The organism is Arthrobacter sp. Z5-13, from assembly GCF_056499105.1.
In genome coordinates, this window is the sequence record NZ_CP096460.1 from 3404404 (window position 1) to 3422162 (window position 17759).

The following is a 17759-nucleotide window of genomic DNA, read 5'->3' on the forward strand; positions in this document are numbered from 1 at the left end:
TCAAAGGAATGTTCAACTTATTGAACATTTCGCTATGGTCCCGGCCCGGGCGGCTGACCTGCTGAGTGGTGGAACGGCCCGCCGCACTTTGGCCTGAGGACCAACGTGCGGACATCTTAGACGTCCAAACCCTGTGGCGGGTTGTCGAGCAGCGGGGCAAACAGTTCCACTTCAGCTTGCGGTATTCCGCAGGCGTCAGCGGCTCCCCGCCAAGACTTCAGTGCGTTGGCGACAGAGCCGAAAATCATGTCCCGTTGGCTGGGCGAGACAAAGTATTCGGCTGCAGCAAGGAGAGCCTTCATTGCGTCCTCCCGAGTGGTCGCTCCATCAACTGCAGTGCTGCGCTCCGCCCCTGTGTCGGGGTTTGGATTAACGTCAAAAGCAGGTGAAAACCGCCAACCGCTGCGTCCCCGGATGAAGCCGTGGTTTCGCAGGTGGTCGTCGGTGTTGTTCACTGCAATGTTGAATGCGATCCTCCGGAAGAGTTCCTGGCGGTCGGCAGTGGCATCTTCGGAGTTTTCGTCGATCACATCCAGGAGATCGAGGTAGTCGCCATGGGCGCCGCCGCGTTGTTGAAGCATCGTCATGGCGGAGACGTAGCCAACCCTTCTCTCCCCCTCCCGGTCGAAGCGGTCGAGTACCAGAACGGGATCCGTATCGCCGACGTGCAAGAGCTGATGCTTGGGAACCGTGATTCCAGCAGTGCCAGCCATCTCCAGCAGTGCGGCTTCCCAGGCTATTACGGCCCATTGGTCCCCCTGGTGGGTGAATTTGGCGATGGCCATGCGACCGCCGTCTTGCACTGATGCCTTGGGCCGCGCACCGCCAAGGCTGCCGGTTCCGGCGTCGAGAAGTTTCTTGAGCGCACTCAGGTTATCCGGATGGTCCTCGACGTCGCGAGCGGCTTGGCGGAGCTCGGGCAACTGCACGAGTTTGGGAACGTCGGTTCCGTCACTCAGGTGGGGTCCGTCTCCCAGCCGGAAGCGCAGCGCACCCTGCCTGGTACGGTCAGAGACGCCGAGGAGGAAATCCCGTGCGGTGAGGGTCCCAGGGTTTTTTCCGAGCTGACGGGCCTCCGCCTGGAGCCGTTTGGTGATGATGTGGCGCCCCCAGCGGTCCGGAGAGGCATCATCGAATGCTCCGGGCACTCCTTTCACGGTGTGACTGCCGCCCGTGAGAGGAAGGGCCGGATCGATGGCATAGGAGCCGGGCAAGGCAAGGTAGTCCGGGGCGTAACTGAAGTTGGTGGTATCCACTCCCCGCTTGGCCGTGATGAACGCACGGCCAACGTGCACCGCGCCTGTTGCCATGTCGAGATCAACTTCGATGGGTACGCTCATCTGCGTACCCTCTGAGGCAGCTCCTGATCAGCCCGTGCCCGACCGAAGTCGCTCTCGTAGGGATCGAAGGCCACATTGAGCTGTTCGCTTAGGCCGAGGACGCGTGCCACATCTAGGAAGGCTTCGAACCCGACTCCGAGCTCTCCGTGTTCGAGCTTGCGAAGCGTATTTCGGCTGAGCCCAGCCCGGTCGGCTACCTGTTCGGCGGTGAGGCCAAGCAGCTTGCGCCACGTAACCAACTGCTCGCCGATTGTGCGTGCAGTGCGCTGTGTCTTTGGGGACGTTCTCTTGGTAGCCACCCTTAGATGATAAACCCATAAGGGTTATTATCGCATCCATAAAGTCGGTTTATGCTCGCATCTGTGACCTTTAACTTACCGTTCTCCCTACGACGGGCCCCTACTCTCATTGATTCTGATCCCGCCCAGGCGACCGCTCAAACAAAAATGTCATAGCTTGCATCGAGGCTTGGGGCATGCCAGAAAAGTGCTGACTCCGCGTTCCAGTTGATCTGTCGAATGAAAGTTGAGACAAACCGTGAACGAACTGTCCGAAAGACTTAACTCCCTCCTAGCGTTTGCAATCTGGATTGTCATCACTGCTGCAATCTGTCTCTTGCTCATTTTCTTGGCAAGCCGACTCAACCGCCGACGACTGCTGAAGCGTGCATGGGAGGAGACACCGACAGATACAGCCCGCGATTTGCAGGGGCTCCTGATCGATGCGATCAAATCCAAAAGCTCAAACCAGCGTACCGAGGTCCTCGTTACGCCTTTCTGGAAGGGCCGGAATGTCTCCCGCTATGTGCGTACAGCGCTGATTGAAGAACTTATCGATGCTGGGATCGTTACGGCGGCTCCAAGGTCTTATACGAATGAGTTCACAAAGTTTTTCGCCGACGCCTGGTCCGATTTTTTCTGTCTTCCGCCTTCGAAGCTTACGTTGAGCGACCAAGACTGGCTGCTGATGGTCAACAGCAAAATGACCGGTCAGGGAATCGTCATCGAACGACTGGTCATGACTGTAGGCAGTCACAACTCAAGCCACACAATCGACTCCGGTGGCGGCGCTGTAACCGGCGTGGCTCAAGGCGGCCGAGATGCACGAGTCAAAATCCGCGATATCAAAGCAGACACCACTCCCACCAACATCGATTCGCTCTATCAGTTGCTGCGAGCACGTCGTGCGGATGAGGCGAATACAGAAGATCCCCGGATGAGGGCTCGAATCAGAACCCACGCCGATCTGCTTGAGCAAGACATCGAGGAGCCTGAATCAGCTGAAACTCGCGAAAATCTGCTGGACCGGATAACCGGCCTCGTCAATAAGTATGGCGAGGCAATGACTACGACGATCAAGGTAATCGGGGCAATAGCACAGAGCTCACCATCTTTCACCAAAGATTAGGCCGCTGCAGGCTCACAGCGAGAGTCAGCTCTCCTGTCGTTGCAGCCACCACAAGGTGGCCGAGCCAAGCGATCTGCCGCCAGCTCCGCGACGGGGACACCATCAAATAGAAAACGGGCAGTACGCCAGTAATGTCCGCAGTACCTACCAGCCGCCGTCGCCACTTCAACACCCCTCACGACGTCGGGCGAGGCAGGCTCCGGTGTTTGGCTCAGTCCCTGTGGCGTGCGAGCAGGCTGAATGCATTCGGAACCTGGCCCTCCCACGCAGCGGCCGCCGTGCCTTCGGGCCGCCAGAACGGTTCGGCGTGCTCCTCGAAGTGCAGGATCTCGAAGTCTGCAGCGATGATGGCCATGATCGTCTCGGCGAATGTCCGCTGGTACTCCACAGCACCGCCCGCAGGAAATGAATCATTGACGTGGCTGCGGGCGAAGTACCCACGGTCACTCCGCACCTCCACCTTGTCGCGGTCCCAGCTCCACAGCGGCGTCATGGGGTGTGCTTCATAGATGAACAGGTGGCCTCCCGGTCGCAGGAGGCGGCGCATCTCGGTCAGCCAGGCCTCCAGGTCCTCAACCCAGATCAGCGCGCCCTTCCCGGTGTAGACGAGGTCCGCCATGTTATCGGGGAGGCCACTCGCCGGCAGCGTCGCGGTCACATACCTGCAGTCGACGCCGAGTTCGTCCGCCCGGCGCTGCGCTGCGGACGCGGTTGTGGGGCTGTAGTCCACACCGGTGACGCTGCGCGCACCAAGGCGTATCAGAGCGACGTCGTCGATGCCGTGGCCGCTCATCGGGTGCACCACGTCGGCGCCGGCGACGATGTCGCGCAGCAGGGTTTCCTCGACGGGGAGCAGACGCGCGTGCCTCGCCTCCTCCAGCACCTCTCGGTACTCGTCGACGTACTTCTGGGCCGCTGATTCCCACGCCTGCTGCGTGTTGTTGTGAGCGCTCATTTCCCCACCCTTCCAGAGAAAAGGTGCTCTCGCCATCCCCCGGGGCAGTCGGATTGCTGCCTACAGCGTTGAGCGGCGGAAGTAGCGTCAGGCGCGTTCCACCGGAAGCCACAACTCGGTGGTTGCGGTGCTGAAATCGGCGGCGCGGTCGAGGATGGCCACCACCGAGGGGCCGGGCCGGAGCCGCCAAGGGTTGGAGGGGAACCAGTCTGCGGCGGTCGCCGCCCACGTAGGCTGGAGGGCTGCCGGGTAGGGTCCGGTGGTGCGGAACACCGCCCAGGCGCCGGCCGGGACCGGGATGGCGTCAAGGTCCTCGGGCACGGGCGTTCCTTCGCTGACGGCGACGCCGTGCAGGTAGGTCAGCTCGCTGCCCTCGGTGTAGTCGGGGTCGACGTCGGCGCTCACTTGCAGCAGTCCTGCCGGTTCGGTGTTGCCCAGTGCCTTGAGGCGAAGGTGTTCTGCGTCGGGCAGCGAGGCAATATGCGCTTGAATGTGCGGGTTGGGGCCGTGGTGAATGAGCGGCACCCGGGCCGTGTGGCCGACGAGCCGGAAGGCCGGTTGGTCCGCGATACGCATATCCATGGTGGTATTCCCTTCTACGGTCAGGCGGAACCTGAGCTCTTGTTGTGAGCGGAGGGGTCCACCGTTCCGGCGCGCATCGCCTGGGCTGACACCGTGCACCGCCCGGAAGGCCCGGCTGAATGCCTCGGTGGAGCCATAGCCAAAGAGCACCGCGGTCTCCAACAGGTCGCGGCCTTCAATGACATCGGCCGCCGCTACGGTCATCCGCCGCCGCCGGATGTACTCGGACAACGGCATGCCCGCCAGTGAAGAGAACATCCGGCGGACGTGATACTCCGTGGTGCCCAGGCGGCTGGTCAGGCCGGCAACGTCGATCTCCTCGCTGAGGTGCTCCTCGACGAAATCGACCACTTGGTTCAGAACTGCAATCACGGTTTCCCCATTCGGAATCAAGCCTGCTACACCGGAACCTGCCCGCACCCGACTATTGCGGTCCGATTCGGTCGCGCTCCGCTTCGGCTGCCGGGCCGAATTCAGGGGGCGTGGGTTCTCCGACTTGCTTCAAAAATCATGATTGGTTCTGAGGCAGAGCCGGTAAATGGTGTGCCGTCCCAATCACTCCACGCTTGCAGGACCGTCAAACCCGCACGATTCAAGTCCGCGGTGATCTGGTCCACAGTCCTGAACTGAAGACGCTGCTCGACGTTGACTATGTGGTTCGCGTCGATGAACTCGTTGTGACACTGCATGGTGAGCACCCCGTCGGGGTCAAGCTCCGTTGTCATCGTGCTCTCGCGAAGTCGACCGACGACAGTGTTCCTCTCGGATCCCGGGTCATTCCAATTGGTCCAGGCCCGCGTTTTCGGGTTGCGGGTTTCAAAGGCCAGCACACCTCCGGGTTTCAAACCTTGGGCTATGTCCCTCAATGTCGCATGCCAGTCATCCCCGAGGATATGCATCGCAACGTTTCCAGTCATGATGACGAGGTCGTTTTCGCCGGCGTCGATCAAGTTCGATGTGCCTAAGCGCCATTCGACCGAGTCCACCGCTCCTCGAGATGAGGCAAGCGCAAGCATTGCCGCTGCGGGATCAATACCGACGACCTTCCTCCCCGGAGCCGCGAGTGTGCCCGTGAGGATGCCCGTTCCGCATCCTAAGTCCGTGATGCGAGTCGCATTGAGGTTTGTTGCCAGCGCACGGTAGTAGTCATGATCTGGGCCGTCCGGGTTGTCGCCGTCGTATATCGCTGCTAAAAAATCGTCGTTGTACTCGTCATAATCCATACCGGCTTCCCCGTGCTCCATCCCTATTGCCATTCTTCGTCGCACTCACCATAAGCGGATGCTTACCGGACTAAAACTTCCCGAACATTAGGAGCGCCATGCGTGTTCCAGTTGAAGAGCGTTAAGTGCCAGAGCTGCGGATGTTTCCGTGAAGGGTCGATTAACCCATTGGCGCCCAAGCTCTGCAGAGCTTCTCGAACTTTCCATGAAGGCGGCGTAGCACCCGCAGCAACAGCTCCTTGCCAGTCCGCCGCGGCGTCAGCGGGACTGATCGCAACGGACTTCAACGCTTCGTGATTACGGAGGTCAATAATCCGGTTGGCCTCTACATCGAACTGCAGCATTTCAAGATCGGGGGTGCGATGGTCAGTGTGGGCGATCATTGCAGCAGCAACACCTGCAGGTGACGAACTAAGGTACAGCGTTGGGACGTCTGGCGGCGAATACCGGCCGGCAGAGCGGGATCCTGCCAGAGCCGCATCGCGGTAGGCCGGATCTACAGCACGGTAGAATGAACCTTCTACAGTGCGCATCAGAGCACTTTCCCATCTGACTACTGGTTGATCTCGCTGCATGGTCTCATTATCCCCACCGTCAGTTCAGGGATTCACACTGAATCATTCCACCAAGGGATGTCCGGATTCAGCCGGGCAGCGACGGCATTGAAGGCCTCGTCGTGCACGTCAACGTACCCGGTTCCATCGACGAAGATCGCACCCGATTCAAAGGCCGTAGCGAACGTGTCAATCATTGCTGCGAGAGATCTGTACTCAACAGGGTGTTCCACCTCTTCAAAGCGGAAATGGCGGACAACGCGAGCAGGAGCGTTGCTGAAGTCAATCAAATAGAAGTCCCCACCGCCGTCCGCGAACACCGGAAACCAGTTCGGGTTCCAGCGCTGGTCGTTTCTAAAGGCAGCATAGTTTGTAACGGCTTCAGCCAGTGAGAGCAGATAAAACCCAGGTATGAGCCACAGGTCTCCCAAGAGCGCTGCCTCAGACCCTGAGCCCGTACCGTTGTGCCATCCATACAAGGTTTCGAGCTCCGGGCAATACGGGAACCCCTGTGAGGCCACGGCCTCCCGTACTTGGCTTATGGGTATGCCAGGGTTCAGGAGCCCCCAAGCTGCAGGAACTCGGCCAACCTGCAGGGCAGCGTCGAATCGCTCAAGGGCGTTCTTGGTCAGAAGGTCGCTCATGATCCATAGGCTACTGGTGCGAGGGCCTTGTCTTGCGCATCACCAACACACCCAGAAAAGCTGAGAGCCTGCCCGTCAAGGACGCTTCACGAGACACCCATATCGATCGGGCTTGCGCCCCTCTTGGGCTCCCCGTGGGTCAGAAGCTAGGCTGGCGGGGTGCGGATCGACGGCGTGGAACTCTGGGCACTCCTGCACGAGTTGGACGATCCAGCGCACCTGGAAATACCGCAAGGATTTGACTGGGAAGCCACCCGCCGACAGTTCGACTGTCTCGTAGCCCGGCTCAACGCCGCCTTTCAGACCACTTGCGCGACGGATCGGAGCATCGAAGATGCCACGTATCACGCCCAGGTAACCGTTACTGCCGACGCAACCGCTACCGGCGAGAATCTCGTAGTCCGAGTCTCGAACTTCGGCAATCTCGCCGTCCTGGCGCTTGAGAACCCGGGAGCTTATAGCCAAGAGGAGTTCGACGCGCTCGTACGCGAGAGTGACCTCGCACGCATCTCTGAATGCCTCGATGAGGGAGACTACACCCTCGTTCCAGAAGCGCCGCTCTGGAAGCCCTACGACGGCCGCGTTCCTGCCCGGGTGTTCCCGTCAAGCCAGCCGAGCTGGTGGATCAGGTACTTCGACTACCTATAGCGGCCACGACGACACCGGCAACAGTCACTGACACTGCCAACAGCCTCAGCAACACATCCTGGATGGCCGGGACGAGATCGACCTTTCCCGCAAGTCGATGCCTCCGCATTCGTCTCTGGCTACTCTCACTTATATGGATACTCCGTATCAACCGAACGGGACAGGTTTCGATGCTTTGGACGAACTCGACCAGGTCGACTGGAGCAGGCTTGAACACGGCTACGGAAAAGGCATCGTCTCGGTGGCCGCCGCCGAAGACGTAACACTCGCCATCGCAGGGGACGTCTCGCGATCGTTGGCTGCGCTTGCCACTGATCCTTCCCTAGCTATCAGTGGCGGGCTCTACTCGAACATCTGCCATCAGGGCACGGTATATCAAGCAACGGCCTATGCCGTGCCGTTCATCGCAGCTGTCGCGGCCGGCGATGTTCCAGACGAGACCCGCGCACCTCTGATAGCGCTCCTGGGCGACATCTCGATCGGGGGAAGCTATGTAGCTCCCGACGGATCTCACTCGGGCGCCTTCGGAGACCACGTAGACGTCCTCGTCACGGAATCGCTTGCCGCTTCGATGGAACGCCTTTCAACGATCCGAACGCCCAGGCTTGTGGCGCTGATCCAAGCTATCCAGTCGCTTCTTATCCAATCGACCGACGCGCGCCGTGACGCAGTCGAGTCCGCCATCGACTTTGCACTTACGCCGCCTGCCACACCCTGGGAACGGCGCCCGTAAGCCGGTCTAACCCGGCCTCTTGGCCTCGTCCTCATCACAGAATCGCTCTTCATGACGACGGCCTTCGGATAGTCGCAGGTTGTCGCCTGTTCGTAACTGCTGTGGGAGATAGACTCCCTGTTGGAACACACGGGGAGGGCCCCGGACATAAGCGGGGAGAACACCACATGAGCCAAGAACTTCAGCCGCAGGAGGACCGTGTCGGTTCTCAGAAACACCCTTGGTGCTTACTCCTCATGACGCGACGAGATCACGCCATTGGCGTTTCTGGTTAGGTCTTTTTCACCTGCTTATGGGACTGCTAATCGGCTTGGTGACCATTGCGAGCACCGTGACGGTCAATGAACAGATGCAGGAGATGCAGTCCGCGGGTCAGCGACCACCGGGCCCTTGGCTTGCCGCAGTGATTGCCATCGTTGTCGGTTTCAGCGTGGTATCCGTCGCGGGGGTAGTTATTGGCATCTGGAATCTCAGGACCCTGAAAGCAACACGTCGACCGCCGTTGATCGCTGCAATCGTCGTGTCTTTCACATCCATCGTGCTGATAATGATCTTTATTGGCGGACCCTGGGACGACCCTGTAAAAGTCGGCTGGTCTCTCCTACATGCGCTGGTCGCTGTTTGGACCGTTGGAATTCTACGGCTGAAGAAGGTTCCCACTCCGCTGGCTGCCGCTAGCTAAAGGTCCATTTGCTCCCGCCGCATAGATGATGAAGGCCGTGACGACTGCACTGCGCAGCTCCAGAACACACTGGCTGTTCCACTTCCTTAGAACTGGAGCCAGCGTCCGCCCCTTGGTAACCGGGAAGACCTCGCAAAGCTGCTTTTGCCAAGCAGTTAACCCCGCATTCACATCATCCTTAGAACCCGTCCAACCGGCCCTCGTACGGTTGAAGCCATGGACAACATTTCGCGCAGGTCCCTTCTTTCCGTCGGCCTCGGGGCCGGACTGGTCGCCGCCCTGCCGGGTGCCGCCGTCGCCACTTCCATTGCGGACGACGCCGGGCTCCGCACCGATCCGTTCCTGCTGGGCATCGCGTCCGGCGAGCCGTGGCCGGACGGTTTCGTGATCTGGACCCGGCTGGCACTGGACCCGATCGCCGAGGACGGTCTGGGCGGCATGCCCTCCCGCAACGTCCCGGTGGCGTGGGAAGTCGCCGAAGATGCGGGCATGCGCACAGTGGTGGCCCGCGGCGTCGAGATTGCCCGGATCGAAACCGCCCACTCCGTCCACGTGGAGCTGAAGGGCCTCAGGCCCGGGCGCGAGTACTTCTACCGGTTCCGCACGGGCCGGCATGTCAGCGCGGTTGGCCGTACCCTTACCAGCCCGGCCCCGCACGAAACGCCGGCGGCGCTGGCCATGGCCTTCGCCAGCTGCTCCCAGTACGAGCACGGCTACTTCACCGCCTACTCGCGGCTGGCCCAGGACCACCCGGACCTGGTGCTGCACCTGGGTGACTACCTGTATGAGTACAAGAAGGACAGCTACGTGATCGGCGGCGGCAACCCGCGCGACCACCAGGGTCCGGAGACCTCCACCCTGCAGGGGTACCGGCAGCGGCACGCGCAGTACAAGTCCGACGCCGATCTGCAGGCAGCGCACGCCATCGCACCGTGGCTGGTGGTGTGGGATGACCACGAGGTGGACAACAATTGGGCGGACGAGGTTCCGGAGAACACGGACGCCGCCCAGCTGAACGACACCACCGAGCGTTTCCGGCAGCGCCGTGCCGCCGCGTTCCAGGCGTACTACGAGAACATGCCGCTGCGGGCCTCGTCCGTGCCGGCAGGCTTCGACATGAAGATCTACCGCACCATCCAGTGGGGCCAGCTGGCCAACTTCCACATGATGGACACCCGGCAGTACCGGGACGATCAGCTCGCCGGGGACGGCTGGAGGAAGAACGTGGCCGAGCGTCTGGCCGAGGACCGCACCATCACCGGGGCGGAGCAGGAGAGGTGGCTGCTGGACGGCTTCAGGAACTCCACCCAGCGCTGGGACATCCTGGGCCAGCAGGTGTTTTTCGCCGAGCGGGACAGGAACCAGGCGCCGGAGATCGACGACGTGTCCATGGACGGGTGGGACGGCTACGCTGCGTCCCGCCGCCGGATCACGCAGGGCTGGGTGGACGCCAACGTGCGCAACGCCGTGGTCCTCACCGGCGACGTCCATCGAAACTGGGCCAACGACGTCAAGGTGGACTACAAGGACCCGGCCTCCCCCGTGGTCGGCTCGGAACTGGTGTGCACCTCCATCACGTCCACCGGCGACGGCACCGGCTCCAGCACGGATCCTGTGATGGCCTGGAACCCGCACCTGAAGTTCTACAACGACAACCGCGGCTACGTGAACACCCGCATCACGAAGGATGCGATGACCGCTGACTTCAGGGTGTTGGACTACGTCACGACGCCGGGCTCCCCCGTCAGCACCAAAGCCTCCTTCGAGATCCAAGACGGGGTGCCGGGGCTACAGGCGCGGTCGTAGATCCCTCTACCAGTGCCCGGCCGGGATTCACTGGCCGGGCGTTGCTGTTTCGGGCGGAAGTACGATCTCTCTGGAATCCTGGCAGGGAGCCAGGATTCCTTGGCGAGGCCAGCAGGAAGGACTGGAACGACGACGAAGCTAGGTTGCGTTTTACGGCTCCCTTAGCATCGGCCAACAGCGGCCCATCCCTCAGACCCCACCACCACGCGTGGATGTTATTTAATCGACGTAGTGGATAAAACCGTCCAAAGTTGGACATAAATATTCCAAATTGACTCTCCGCCTGCTACGATCGCTGTAGCTTCTATGGAAGGAAAGCATATGGACCCTCTGAGCACCGGCCATCATCTTCCGATGAGCCTGAGAGACGTGGCCCCCTTCGTAGAGGCCGATCCCGGCTTAATCCATGTGGGTAGTTGGTCATGACTTCGGCAGCACCGCAAATGGTCTCGCTCGTCCGAGAAGCAAAAGGCTGGACACAGAAAGAACTATCCGAGCAACTGCAAATGACACAGGGGTTCGTGTCCAAAGTCGAAAACGGTCTGATTGCTCTCTCCGGCGAACGACTGGAAAAGTTCGCCCAAATTCTGGGCTGCCCCGTTGAACTTCTGGTGGAGGAGCACCCCATTCGCGGCCTGGAGGTGACCTGTTTACACCACCGTCGTAGAGGTTCACTCATGCCGGTCGGCATTAAGAAGCGCGTCGAAGCCATCACGCATCTTACGAGAGTTAGCGTCGAAGGCCTCTTGACGGGAATCGATATGGTTACGGACGCGCAGCTGGATCGGATGCCGCCAGATCAGTTTGAGAACGGACCGAGCGAAGTCGCACAGGCACTTCGTGCTGCCTGGCGAATTCCGACTGGCCCCATTCGGAATTTGATTGGGCTGCTCGAAACCGTCGGCATCATCGTCGTCATCCGCCCCCTAGGAACCCACGCACAGGATGCTGTTAGTACTTGGCCTCATGAAATTGGACGCCCCCCCATGATGCTCATCAACTCGGGTCTGACCGCCGATCGTCAACGCTTTACCGCGGCCCACGAACTCGGCCACCTCGTTATGCACGTCATGCCGGGGGCGGACCAAGAGCGAGAAGCGAACGCATTCGCGGCGGAGTTCCTGGCTCCGGCTGAAGAGATTAAGCCAATGTTGGAAGGGATCCGGACAAGCGATTTTCACAGGCTACTGGATCTGAAAGTGCAATGGGGAATGTCAGTGGCCTCTCTAATTCAGCGGGCGAAAGACCTAGACTGCATCAGCGACAGGCAGTTCAAGGACTTCCGCATCAAGCTCAGCCGCCTAGGCTGGACCAGCCGAGAGCCAGTCGAGCTGTTACAAGAGAAGCCCTCAATTGTCGATCGTGTTATTGGTGTGCACCAGAACGACCACGGATACACGGTCGACGACCTTGCCAAGGTCAGCAGACTGACTCCGGCATCTCTGCGGCGTTATTACCTACATGAACCCCCCGTGCAGCTGGAGCGCACTCAATTGAGATTGGTATAAGGCAATGGCTGACAAAACGGTGAAACTATATCGTCCGACACCGACTTCGCATAGTCCACTGCCCGGCGTCCGCGAGGCAATGTTCACGACAGCCAAACATACGCAGGTCAAAACAGTCGCAGAAGTTTGCCAGGCCGAAGGGCTCGGCGCCATGTACACCGTCGATCCGCGGACACGGAGCAGCAAGGTCAGTTCCATTCTCGATGCCCACCGTTCTGTAGCAGGCTCGGACACGGGGCTGCTCCTTGACCCCAACAGGTACTCAGGAAGAAACCGAACCTTGGGTAACGCGCCCATGGACATGGACTGGGTACGGGTACAAGAGAATGCTGGCCTCGCCTACATTTCCACGCCGAGCGGCTACATAGCCGGAGGCGATACAGAATCATTGATATGTACGCTAGACCAGGCGAGCAAGATTCAGGCTGGGACTTCTACGCCAGTTCTTGCAATTCTTCCCTTGGAATGGAAATGGCTCACCCAACGGTCTAGAGAGCTTGCAGATCGAATCGGTCAATACGGGGCCCCAGTCGGTGTCATGTTTGAAAATGAGAATGACCCGCTAAGCACCGCAGCTGCCATCCGTGGCCTTCAGCACGTTCTCGAAGCAAACTCCAGCGTGGCTGTGCTCCGGTGTGATCTGTCCGTAATAGGGGCGCTTAGTCTTGGTGCTTCGATCGGCTCCTTCGGAACGAGCTCAGGATTACGCCACTTCTACCCCATGAAGGATAAGGACCCGAAGCTTCCCAAGTACGCGCCCAGCGTCTTAGTTCCGCAGGCACTTAAGCTGGCCCGGCAGGACAAGCTAGCAGAGGCTATCGCTCACACTCCCGATGAGCTGTTCTGGTTGTGCCACTGCTGGATCTGCCAAGGGCAACGCTTGGATGGGCTTCTAACGGAGGAGAAAATCTTCTCTCACAATTTAGCCGTCACAACTTCCATTCTGAGCAGCGTCATAGAACCAGGGAACTACGCAGGAAGCCTCGGATCCTGGCTGGCAAAATGTAGCGATGCGACGGTAGTCAACATGGACATTGAGTTCAACGCCGACGAGAAATGGAAGACCCCGGGGTTCTTAGGTGCATGGTCAAATGCTACGTTCAGGAGCAGTGTCGGGGAGCCGCTTTGAGTCAAGAGCATGCTGAAAGAGCTGCTCAATCCGCAACCTCCTCCAAGCTGGATGAAGATCGGTCCCTAGCTTCCTTCCTGAATCTCCACTGACAAGCATTTCAAGGCCTCCACTGGTAGACCGGACAACCGCGGTTCCGGTGTAATCACATTCCATCGCCTCGAGAGGATTCAGCTTAATCCCCGGAGGCACAGCGACTATGGCGCGCGCCAACAGCGCAAGAGACGCAGCGCTCCGTCGCGCTGCAGGGAAACGTTCGACGATAATGAATGCAAAGGGCTCTAGTACTTGGGGAATGTCCTCGTCAAACCCCCGACCGCGGAAGTGGCCGGCAAGCCGCTCCATGCTGGTAATAGGTCCTTGGCGCATTTCAAGCCGCACACGTAGTGCACGCAGATCCCAACTAACCACGGGAAGCACAAGACCCCCCGCGATCCGACAGGCCGGCAGCAGACTGCCTGCACCGACGACGCTGTCAACAATCTTCTGACCAACGGCTTCATAGTCACCACCGGCCCAATACTCAACGATCCCACCCGACTTTTGTTGGGTCTGCCTATGCGCATTAATGATATTTGCCAAAAAACTTCCTCTCGCCGTCTACACCATGCCACACCACGAGACAGCATGCAGGCAGACGCAGAATTAATGGGGGTTGTGCGCCCTAAACAGAACCGGCTTATGTACAAGGCGCCTTCCCTAGATAGCCGTCGAACCGACCATTGTGCGGCATGGGGCCCAGCGATACGATGCTGGCGGGGAGAGGTCCTGGTCTCGCACGTAGACCGTTAGGGGCAATCCAATGACTGATTTCTTCACCATGCAGCCCGGCGAGACCGCGGCGCCTTTGCCGCCGGGACCCGTCCTGTGTATGGCAACTGTCGGCATGCGGCGCATCCACCGCTTTTTCCTGTGGGCGTACGACGAGGCGCCGGGACTGGTGCGCTCCGCCGCAGCCGGCGACACCGCCCGCGCCGCTTACGTGGGCGACGCCCTGGGGAACTTCGACAAAGTGCTCCACTTACACCACGAGGGCGAGGACCAGAGCATGTACCCGCAGCTCGCGGAGAGGGCACCGGCGTGTGCGTTGCACGTGGCGCAGATGCTTGAGCAGCACCGGCAGGTGACGCAGCGGCTCGAGAGCATCGAGCCGCGCCGCCTTCGCTGGATGGAGACGGCAGACCCTGAGGTTGGCCAGGTCCTCGCTGCGCGCTACGAGGACCTGAAGGCCGTCCTCAACATTCACCTGCGCCGCGAAGTCACCGAGGTGATGCCCGTCGTGGACAGGGTGCTGACCGAGAAGGAAATGCAGGAGGGCGCGAAGCACGGGATCGATCAGCTCGACAAGAAGTTCCTGGTTGGCTACCTCGGGATGGTGTTGTCCACGAATCCACCCCAAGACCAGAAGGAAATGATCAAGGACATCCCCGCACCGGTGCGCCTTGGCTACCGCCTCGTGGGGCGCAGGATGTTCCGGAAGCAGTACGCGACGCTCTTTCCCGGACGCCCGATTCCCGAGACGCTGTAGGCCGGAGCCGCCTTTGCGGAGTCCGTCGAAACTTACGCGCCGCGGCCCGCAGACACCAGTTCGCGCTCCGGCGCGTGCTCACGGGCTGGACGATCGCTGGCGGGCTCCAGCCTTTTGTTTGCCCAGCGGCGGAGGGGCTGCTCCACCAGGCGGAAGGACGCCCAAGCCAGCAGCACGGTCAGGGCCGCAGCCAGGGCGATGCGCAGCGGCAAGTCCGGAATCAAAGGCATCAGCAGGAGGTACACAGGGATGTGCCAGAGATACATCGCGTAGGACAGGTCGCGCCCGGGTCCGGCAAGCCAGGGGTGGCTGAGGACCCGCGCCATGAAGCCGGCGGGCTGCAGGACAAGCGAGCCGATCAGCACCGCGGCCAGCAGGGAAAGCACTGTGGGGCCGGCGGTCCAGAAGGCGCTGAACCAGCGGCCGGGCATGTCTGGTTCCTTCAGCAGGAACAATGCTGCCGCCATGATGAGGGCAGCCAGCGGCGCACCCCACCGTGCAGCAGACTGAAGGGAAAGGTGGAGCGTGGAACCCGGGCGGATGCTGGTGAACAGCAGGGCCAACGCGCACCCGATCAGCAATTCATCGGCTCTGGTGTCCGGCCCGTTGTACAAGCGTCCCAACGGCGCACCGCCAAAAACCAGCAGGGACCGTTCCAGCAGGAAGGCCACGGCCAGGCCAGCCGTTGCCCAGGCGACTGTGGAGACCCGCCAGAACTTCAACATCCCCAGCAGGAGCAGCGGCCACACAAGATAGAACTGCTCTTCCACGGCGAGCGTCCAGGTGGGGCCGAGCGTCTCCCCGGTGATCGAGCCGCCGAACACCCCGATGTGCGCCAGATTCATCACGTACGAGGCCGCCGGCAGGACAAACCCCGCTTGACCGCCCCACGCGGAGTCCGGAAAGACTAGACCGACGGCGACGATCACCGCGCACAACGCCAGGAGTGCGGGCCATAGCCGGGCGAGCCGCTTGGCATAGAAAACACTCAGCCGCAGCCGTGCTGTGGCGAGCCGCTCCTTGAGGATCAGCAGGGTGATCACGAAGCCGCTGAGCGTGAAGAAGACGTCCACCCCGATGAAGCCGCCCGGGACGAGTTCGGTTGCCGTATGAAAGAAGAAGACCCCGACCACAGCCACGGTGCGAAGCCCGTCTAGGGCGTGCTTCCGTCCGGAGATCAGCCCGATTTCGGGGGCTGCAGGACGCTCTTCGGCTGATAATTTTCCGCTGCTCGACCTAAAATCCATCCGTCCAGCCTACATAACGTTTCGGTAACTGCCCTGAATGGAGTCTGGACGCAGGCTTGGAACGTGGGCTGAGCCCTCGAACTCAGACTTCTTGTTCGCGAGATTCAACCGGCCCAGAACCCGCCGAGAATAGGGTAACGAGCGTCCCCACAGCACCAGCGCAACCCCCTGCATCGGGCCGTTCATTGCACCGTTAACTCGAGGATCAGTTCGACGTCGGCCGTGAGGCAGCTGTCTTGCCTCAACGCCGCCCGCACGTCGGGACGGCAACAACGCCTCCGTCACTACCGCACATCGCTTCGGCGGACCAGGCGCCTCTTCTGGATGCGGGCAGTCGCCTTCCCGGGGCGCCTCAATGTCGTTCATCGAGTCGGCCCTCGGCGAGATCTACAGGCCCTGACCGGTTGACCAGCGAGTACCGCCGCCTTGCCCATTACTTCTCCCACGCCTTAACCCACACCAAGGGCGCCGGATTCTTCAAGGTCTATGGCTACGTCTTCGCCACCGTGACTGTTCTGGCCTTTGGCATGCTAATGCTGGGTGTCCAGGCCGACTCACGGCCACCGCAATCGGCGGCGACTGGGCCGCTCGAGCCCTGGATAGTTGCCGTTGGCTCCATCATCCTCTTGGCGATTGTCATCATCGACGGCGTGAAGCGCATCCCAGCGTCGCCGCGTTCGTCATGCCGTCGGCTACATCGTCCTTGCCATGATCGGCGTCTCCATCAATGCCGCTCTGCTGCAGGATTCGCTGGTATCCTGCGAGTCCAAACACTGGATAAATCACTTCATTCGGAGGCCCACATCAACCATCCGGCTGGGGCAGCAGATGGCTGCCCCAGCCCGCTCGTAAAGCGATTGGTCGGAATCAGATCTTACTCCTCATCAGGTTTCTCCTCTATCAAGAGGCTCTGAGAAGTCGACTGACCCGTCATCGCAAAGTCAACTGGACCCCCGACATAGTCAACAAGCCGCGATTTGATCACATCACGGTCCACCGCCGGCAATTGGAGGACTAGCGCCACTGCCGTCTCTGCTGGAGATGGGTCACGGCGTCCGTTTACGATCCACCTGAGAACATGTTTCTTGTCCCGGCCGTTCAGTTCCGCGATACGGTCCCACACCTGCTCGGCCGAGAGTCTGCTTTCTGTGAAATGCTTGACACTTTCATTGCAGCGTGCGCATTCAGTCACAAGGTCGGAGGTAGTTGAGCCCGAGCCGTGCTTGTGAGGGTTGACATGTCCGATGGTGAGACGTGCCGTGGTATCCGGATCGTCGGGGTACGGTTCCCCGGCAAGAATTCCACATCGAACACAGCGATGGGAGTCACGCTTCATGACTTCCTGGCGCATCCGGGCGGTTACTGTCCGAAGACCGGCCGCCCTGTGTTCCCGCTCCCAGACGGGGAGGCCAATTTCTTCAAGCATCAGCTCATCGGACCCGAGCGAAGCACGGTCACGATACGTAGATATTTTCCACCCTGCTGGTCGCAGATCCCGCATGCGCCTGTCGATCTGTTCAACGCCCGGCATTGCGTCCCTCAGCTGCTGTTTCCTAAAGGTCCCCCCTTCACCAACTTCCGTTGCGAGCCAAAGGGCAACACGCACCCTGGTTCCTACATTTGCGTCCCGCCAGTTGGGGAGGGGCTCAGCTCCGACCATTTTCATCATCAGTTCCCTGTCTTTCCACTCTTCGTCACCACGATTAGTCATCACGCATTTGCATGCATCACTCGTCAATACAAACTCCATAGTACTTGCCGCCACTTGCCGCG

18 protein-coding genes and 1 pseudogene are annotated in these 17759 nt (G+C 60.4%); 9 read left to right on the plus strand and 10 right to left on the minus strand.

The annotated features are described in order from the left end of the window. Positions 1-116 precede the first annotated feature (116 nt). Together M1E02_RS15865 and M1E02_RS15870 are read right to left on the minus strand one after the other, a co-directional pair. Positions 117-1340, minus strand: a complete 1224-nt coding sequence (locus M1E02_RS15865; protein WP_479375175.1) for a type II toxin-antitoxin system HipA family toxin — start codon at positions 1338-1340, stop codon at positions 117-119. Then, positions 1337-1639: a helix-turn-helix domain-containing protein gene (locus tag M1E02_RS15870; protein ID WP_479375176.1), complete on the minus strand. Its 303-nt coding sequence runs from the start codon at positions 1637-1639 to the stop codon at positions 1337-1339. The genes M1E02_RS15865 and M1E02_RS15870 overlap by 4 nt, the downstream gene beginning before the upstream one ends. 238 nt (positions 1640-1877) lie before the next feature. Between M1E02_RS15870 and M1E02_RS15875 the strand changes: the two genes are divergently transcribed. Then, a complete protein-coding gene (locus tag M1E02_RS15875) occupies positions 1878-2747 on the plus strand; it encodes a hypothetical protein (RefSeq protein ID WP_479375177.1) in 870 nt (289 codons plus the stop codon). 211 nt (positions 2748-2958) lie between these two features. Here the strand turns inward: M1E02_RS15875 and M1E02_RS15880 are convergent, their stop codons facing one another. The 5 genes from M1E02_RS15880 to M1E02_RS15900 all read right to left on the minus strand — a co-directional run bounded on the left by M1E02_RS15880 (position 2959) and on the right by M1E02_RS15900 (position 6705). Beyond that, positions 2959-3702 carry a class I SAM-dependent methyltransferase gene (locus M1E02_RS15880; RefSeq protein WP_479375178.1) on the minus strand — a complete coding sequence of 248 codons (744 nt, stop codon included), beginning with the start codon at positions 3700-3702 and terminating at the stop codon, positions 2959-2961. Positions 3703-3789: 87 nt separating this feature from the next. After that, a complete protein-coding gene (locus tag M1E02_RS15885) occupies positions 3790-4656 on the minus strand; it encodes an AraC family transcriptional regulator (protein ID WP_479375179.1) in 867 nt (288 codons plus the stop codon). Between the two features lie 101 nt (positions 4657-4757). Beyond that, a complete protein-coding gene (locus tag M1E02_RS15890; RefSeq protein WP_479375180.1) occupies positions 4758-5507 on the minus strand; it encodes a class I SAM-dependent methyltransferase in 750 nt (249 codons plus the stop codon). 62 nt (positions 5508-5569) lie between these two features. Then, complete coding sequence (locus M1E02_RS15895) at positions 5570-6040, minus strand: RES family NAD+ phosphorylase (RefSeq protein ID WP_479375181.1); 471 nt, start codon at positions 6038-6040, stop codon at positions 5570-5572. A gap of 74 nt (positions 6041-6114) precedes the next feature. Continuing rightward, positions 6115-6705 (minus strand): SMI1/KNR4 family protein, encoded by a 591-nt coding sequence (locus M1E02_RS15900; protein WP_479375182.1) that lies wholly within the window; start codon positions 6703-6705, stop codon positions 6115-6117. Between the two features lie 159 nt (positions 6706-6864). Here M1E02_RS15900 and M1E02_RS15905 point away from each other — a divergent pair, with 159 nt between their 5' ends. From M1E02_RS15905 to M1E02_RS15935, 7 genes are all read left to right on the plus strand, one after another. Further along, on the plus strand, positions 6865-7353 hold the full coding sequence (locus tag M1E02_RS15905) for a hypothetical protein (protein WP_479375183.1): 489 nt from the start codon (positions 6865-6867) through the stop codon (positions 7351-7353). Between the two features lie 133 nt (positions 7354-7486). Continuing rightward, positions 7487-8086 carry a hypothetical protein gene (locus M1E02_RS15910; RefSeq protein WP_479375184.1) on the plus strand — a complete coding sequence of 200 codons (600 nt, stop codon included), beginning with the start codon at positions 7487-7489 and terminating at the stop codon, positions 8084-8086. Between the two features lie 313 nt (positions 8087-8399). Then, complete coding sequence (locus M1E02_RS15915) at positions 8400-8768, plus strand: hypothetical protein (protein WP_479375185.1); 369 nt, start codon at positions 8400-8402, stop codon at positions 8766-8768. Positions 8769-8984: 216 nt separating this feature from the next. Then, on the plus strand, positions 8985-10574 hold the full coding sequence (locus M1E02_RS15920; protein WP_479375186.1) for an alkaline phosphatase D family protein: 1590 nt from the start codon (positions 8985-8987) through the stop codon (positions 10572-10574). 422 nt (positions 10575-10996) lie between these two features. Further along, positions 10997-12082, plus strand: a complete 1086-nt coding sequence (locus tag M1E02_RS15925) for a helix-turn-helix domain-containing protein (RefSeq protein ID WP_479375187.1) — start codon at positions 10997-10999, stop codon at positions 12080-12082. Positions 12083-12233: 151 nt separating this feature from the next. After that, positions 12234-13211 carry a hypothetical protein gene (locus M1E02_RS15930; RefSeq protein ID WP_479375188.1) on the plus strand — a complete coding sequence of 326 codons (978 nt, stop codon included), beginning with the start codon at positions 12234-12236 and terminating at the stop codon, positions 13209-13211. An 802-nt stretch (positions 13212-14013) separates the two neighbouring features. Then, positions 14014-14739, plus strand: a complete 726-nt coding sequence (locus M1E02_RS15935; RefSeq protein WP_479375189.1) for a hemerythrin domain-containing protein — start codon at positions 14014-14016, stop codon at positions 14737-14739. A gap of 32 nt (positions 14740-14771) precedes the next feature. Here the strand turns inward: M1E02_RS15935 and M1E02_RS15940 are convergent, their stop codons facing one another. Then, complete coding sequence (locus tag M1E02_RS15940) at positions 14772-15986, minus strand: acyltransferase family protein (protein WP_479375190.1); 1215 nt, start codon at positions 15984-15986, stop codon at positions 14772-14774. A 404-nt stretch (positions 15987-16390) separates the two neighbouring features. Between M1E02_RS15940 and M1E02_RS15945 the strand changes: the two are divergent. Further along, positions 16391-16591 (plus strand): annotated as a pseudogene (locus M1E02_RS15945) (sodium:alanine symporter); the annotation flags it as partial. A 34-nt stretch (positions 16592-16625) separates the two neighbouring features. Here the strand turns inward: M1E02_RS15945 and M1E02_RS15950 are convergent. Together M1E02_RS15950 and M1E02_RS15955 are read right to left on the minus strand one after the other, a co-directional pair. Further along, positions 16626-16760, minus strand: a complete 135-nt coding sequence (locus M1E02_RS15950; protein WP_479378253.1) for a hypothetical protein — start codon at positions 16758-16760, stop codon at positions 16626-16628. A gap of 100 nt (positions 16761-16860) precedes the next feature. Next, entirely contained in the window at positions 16861-17724 is an 864-nt protein-coding gene (locus tag M1E02_RS15955; protein WP_479375191.1) for an HNH endonuclease, read from the minus strand. Positions 17725-17759 lie beyond the last annotated feature (35 nt).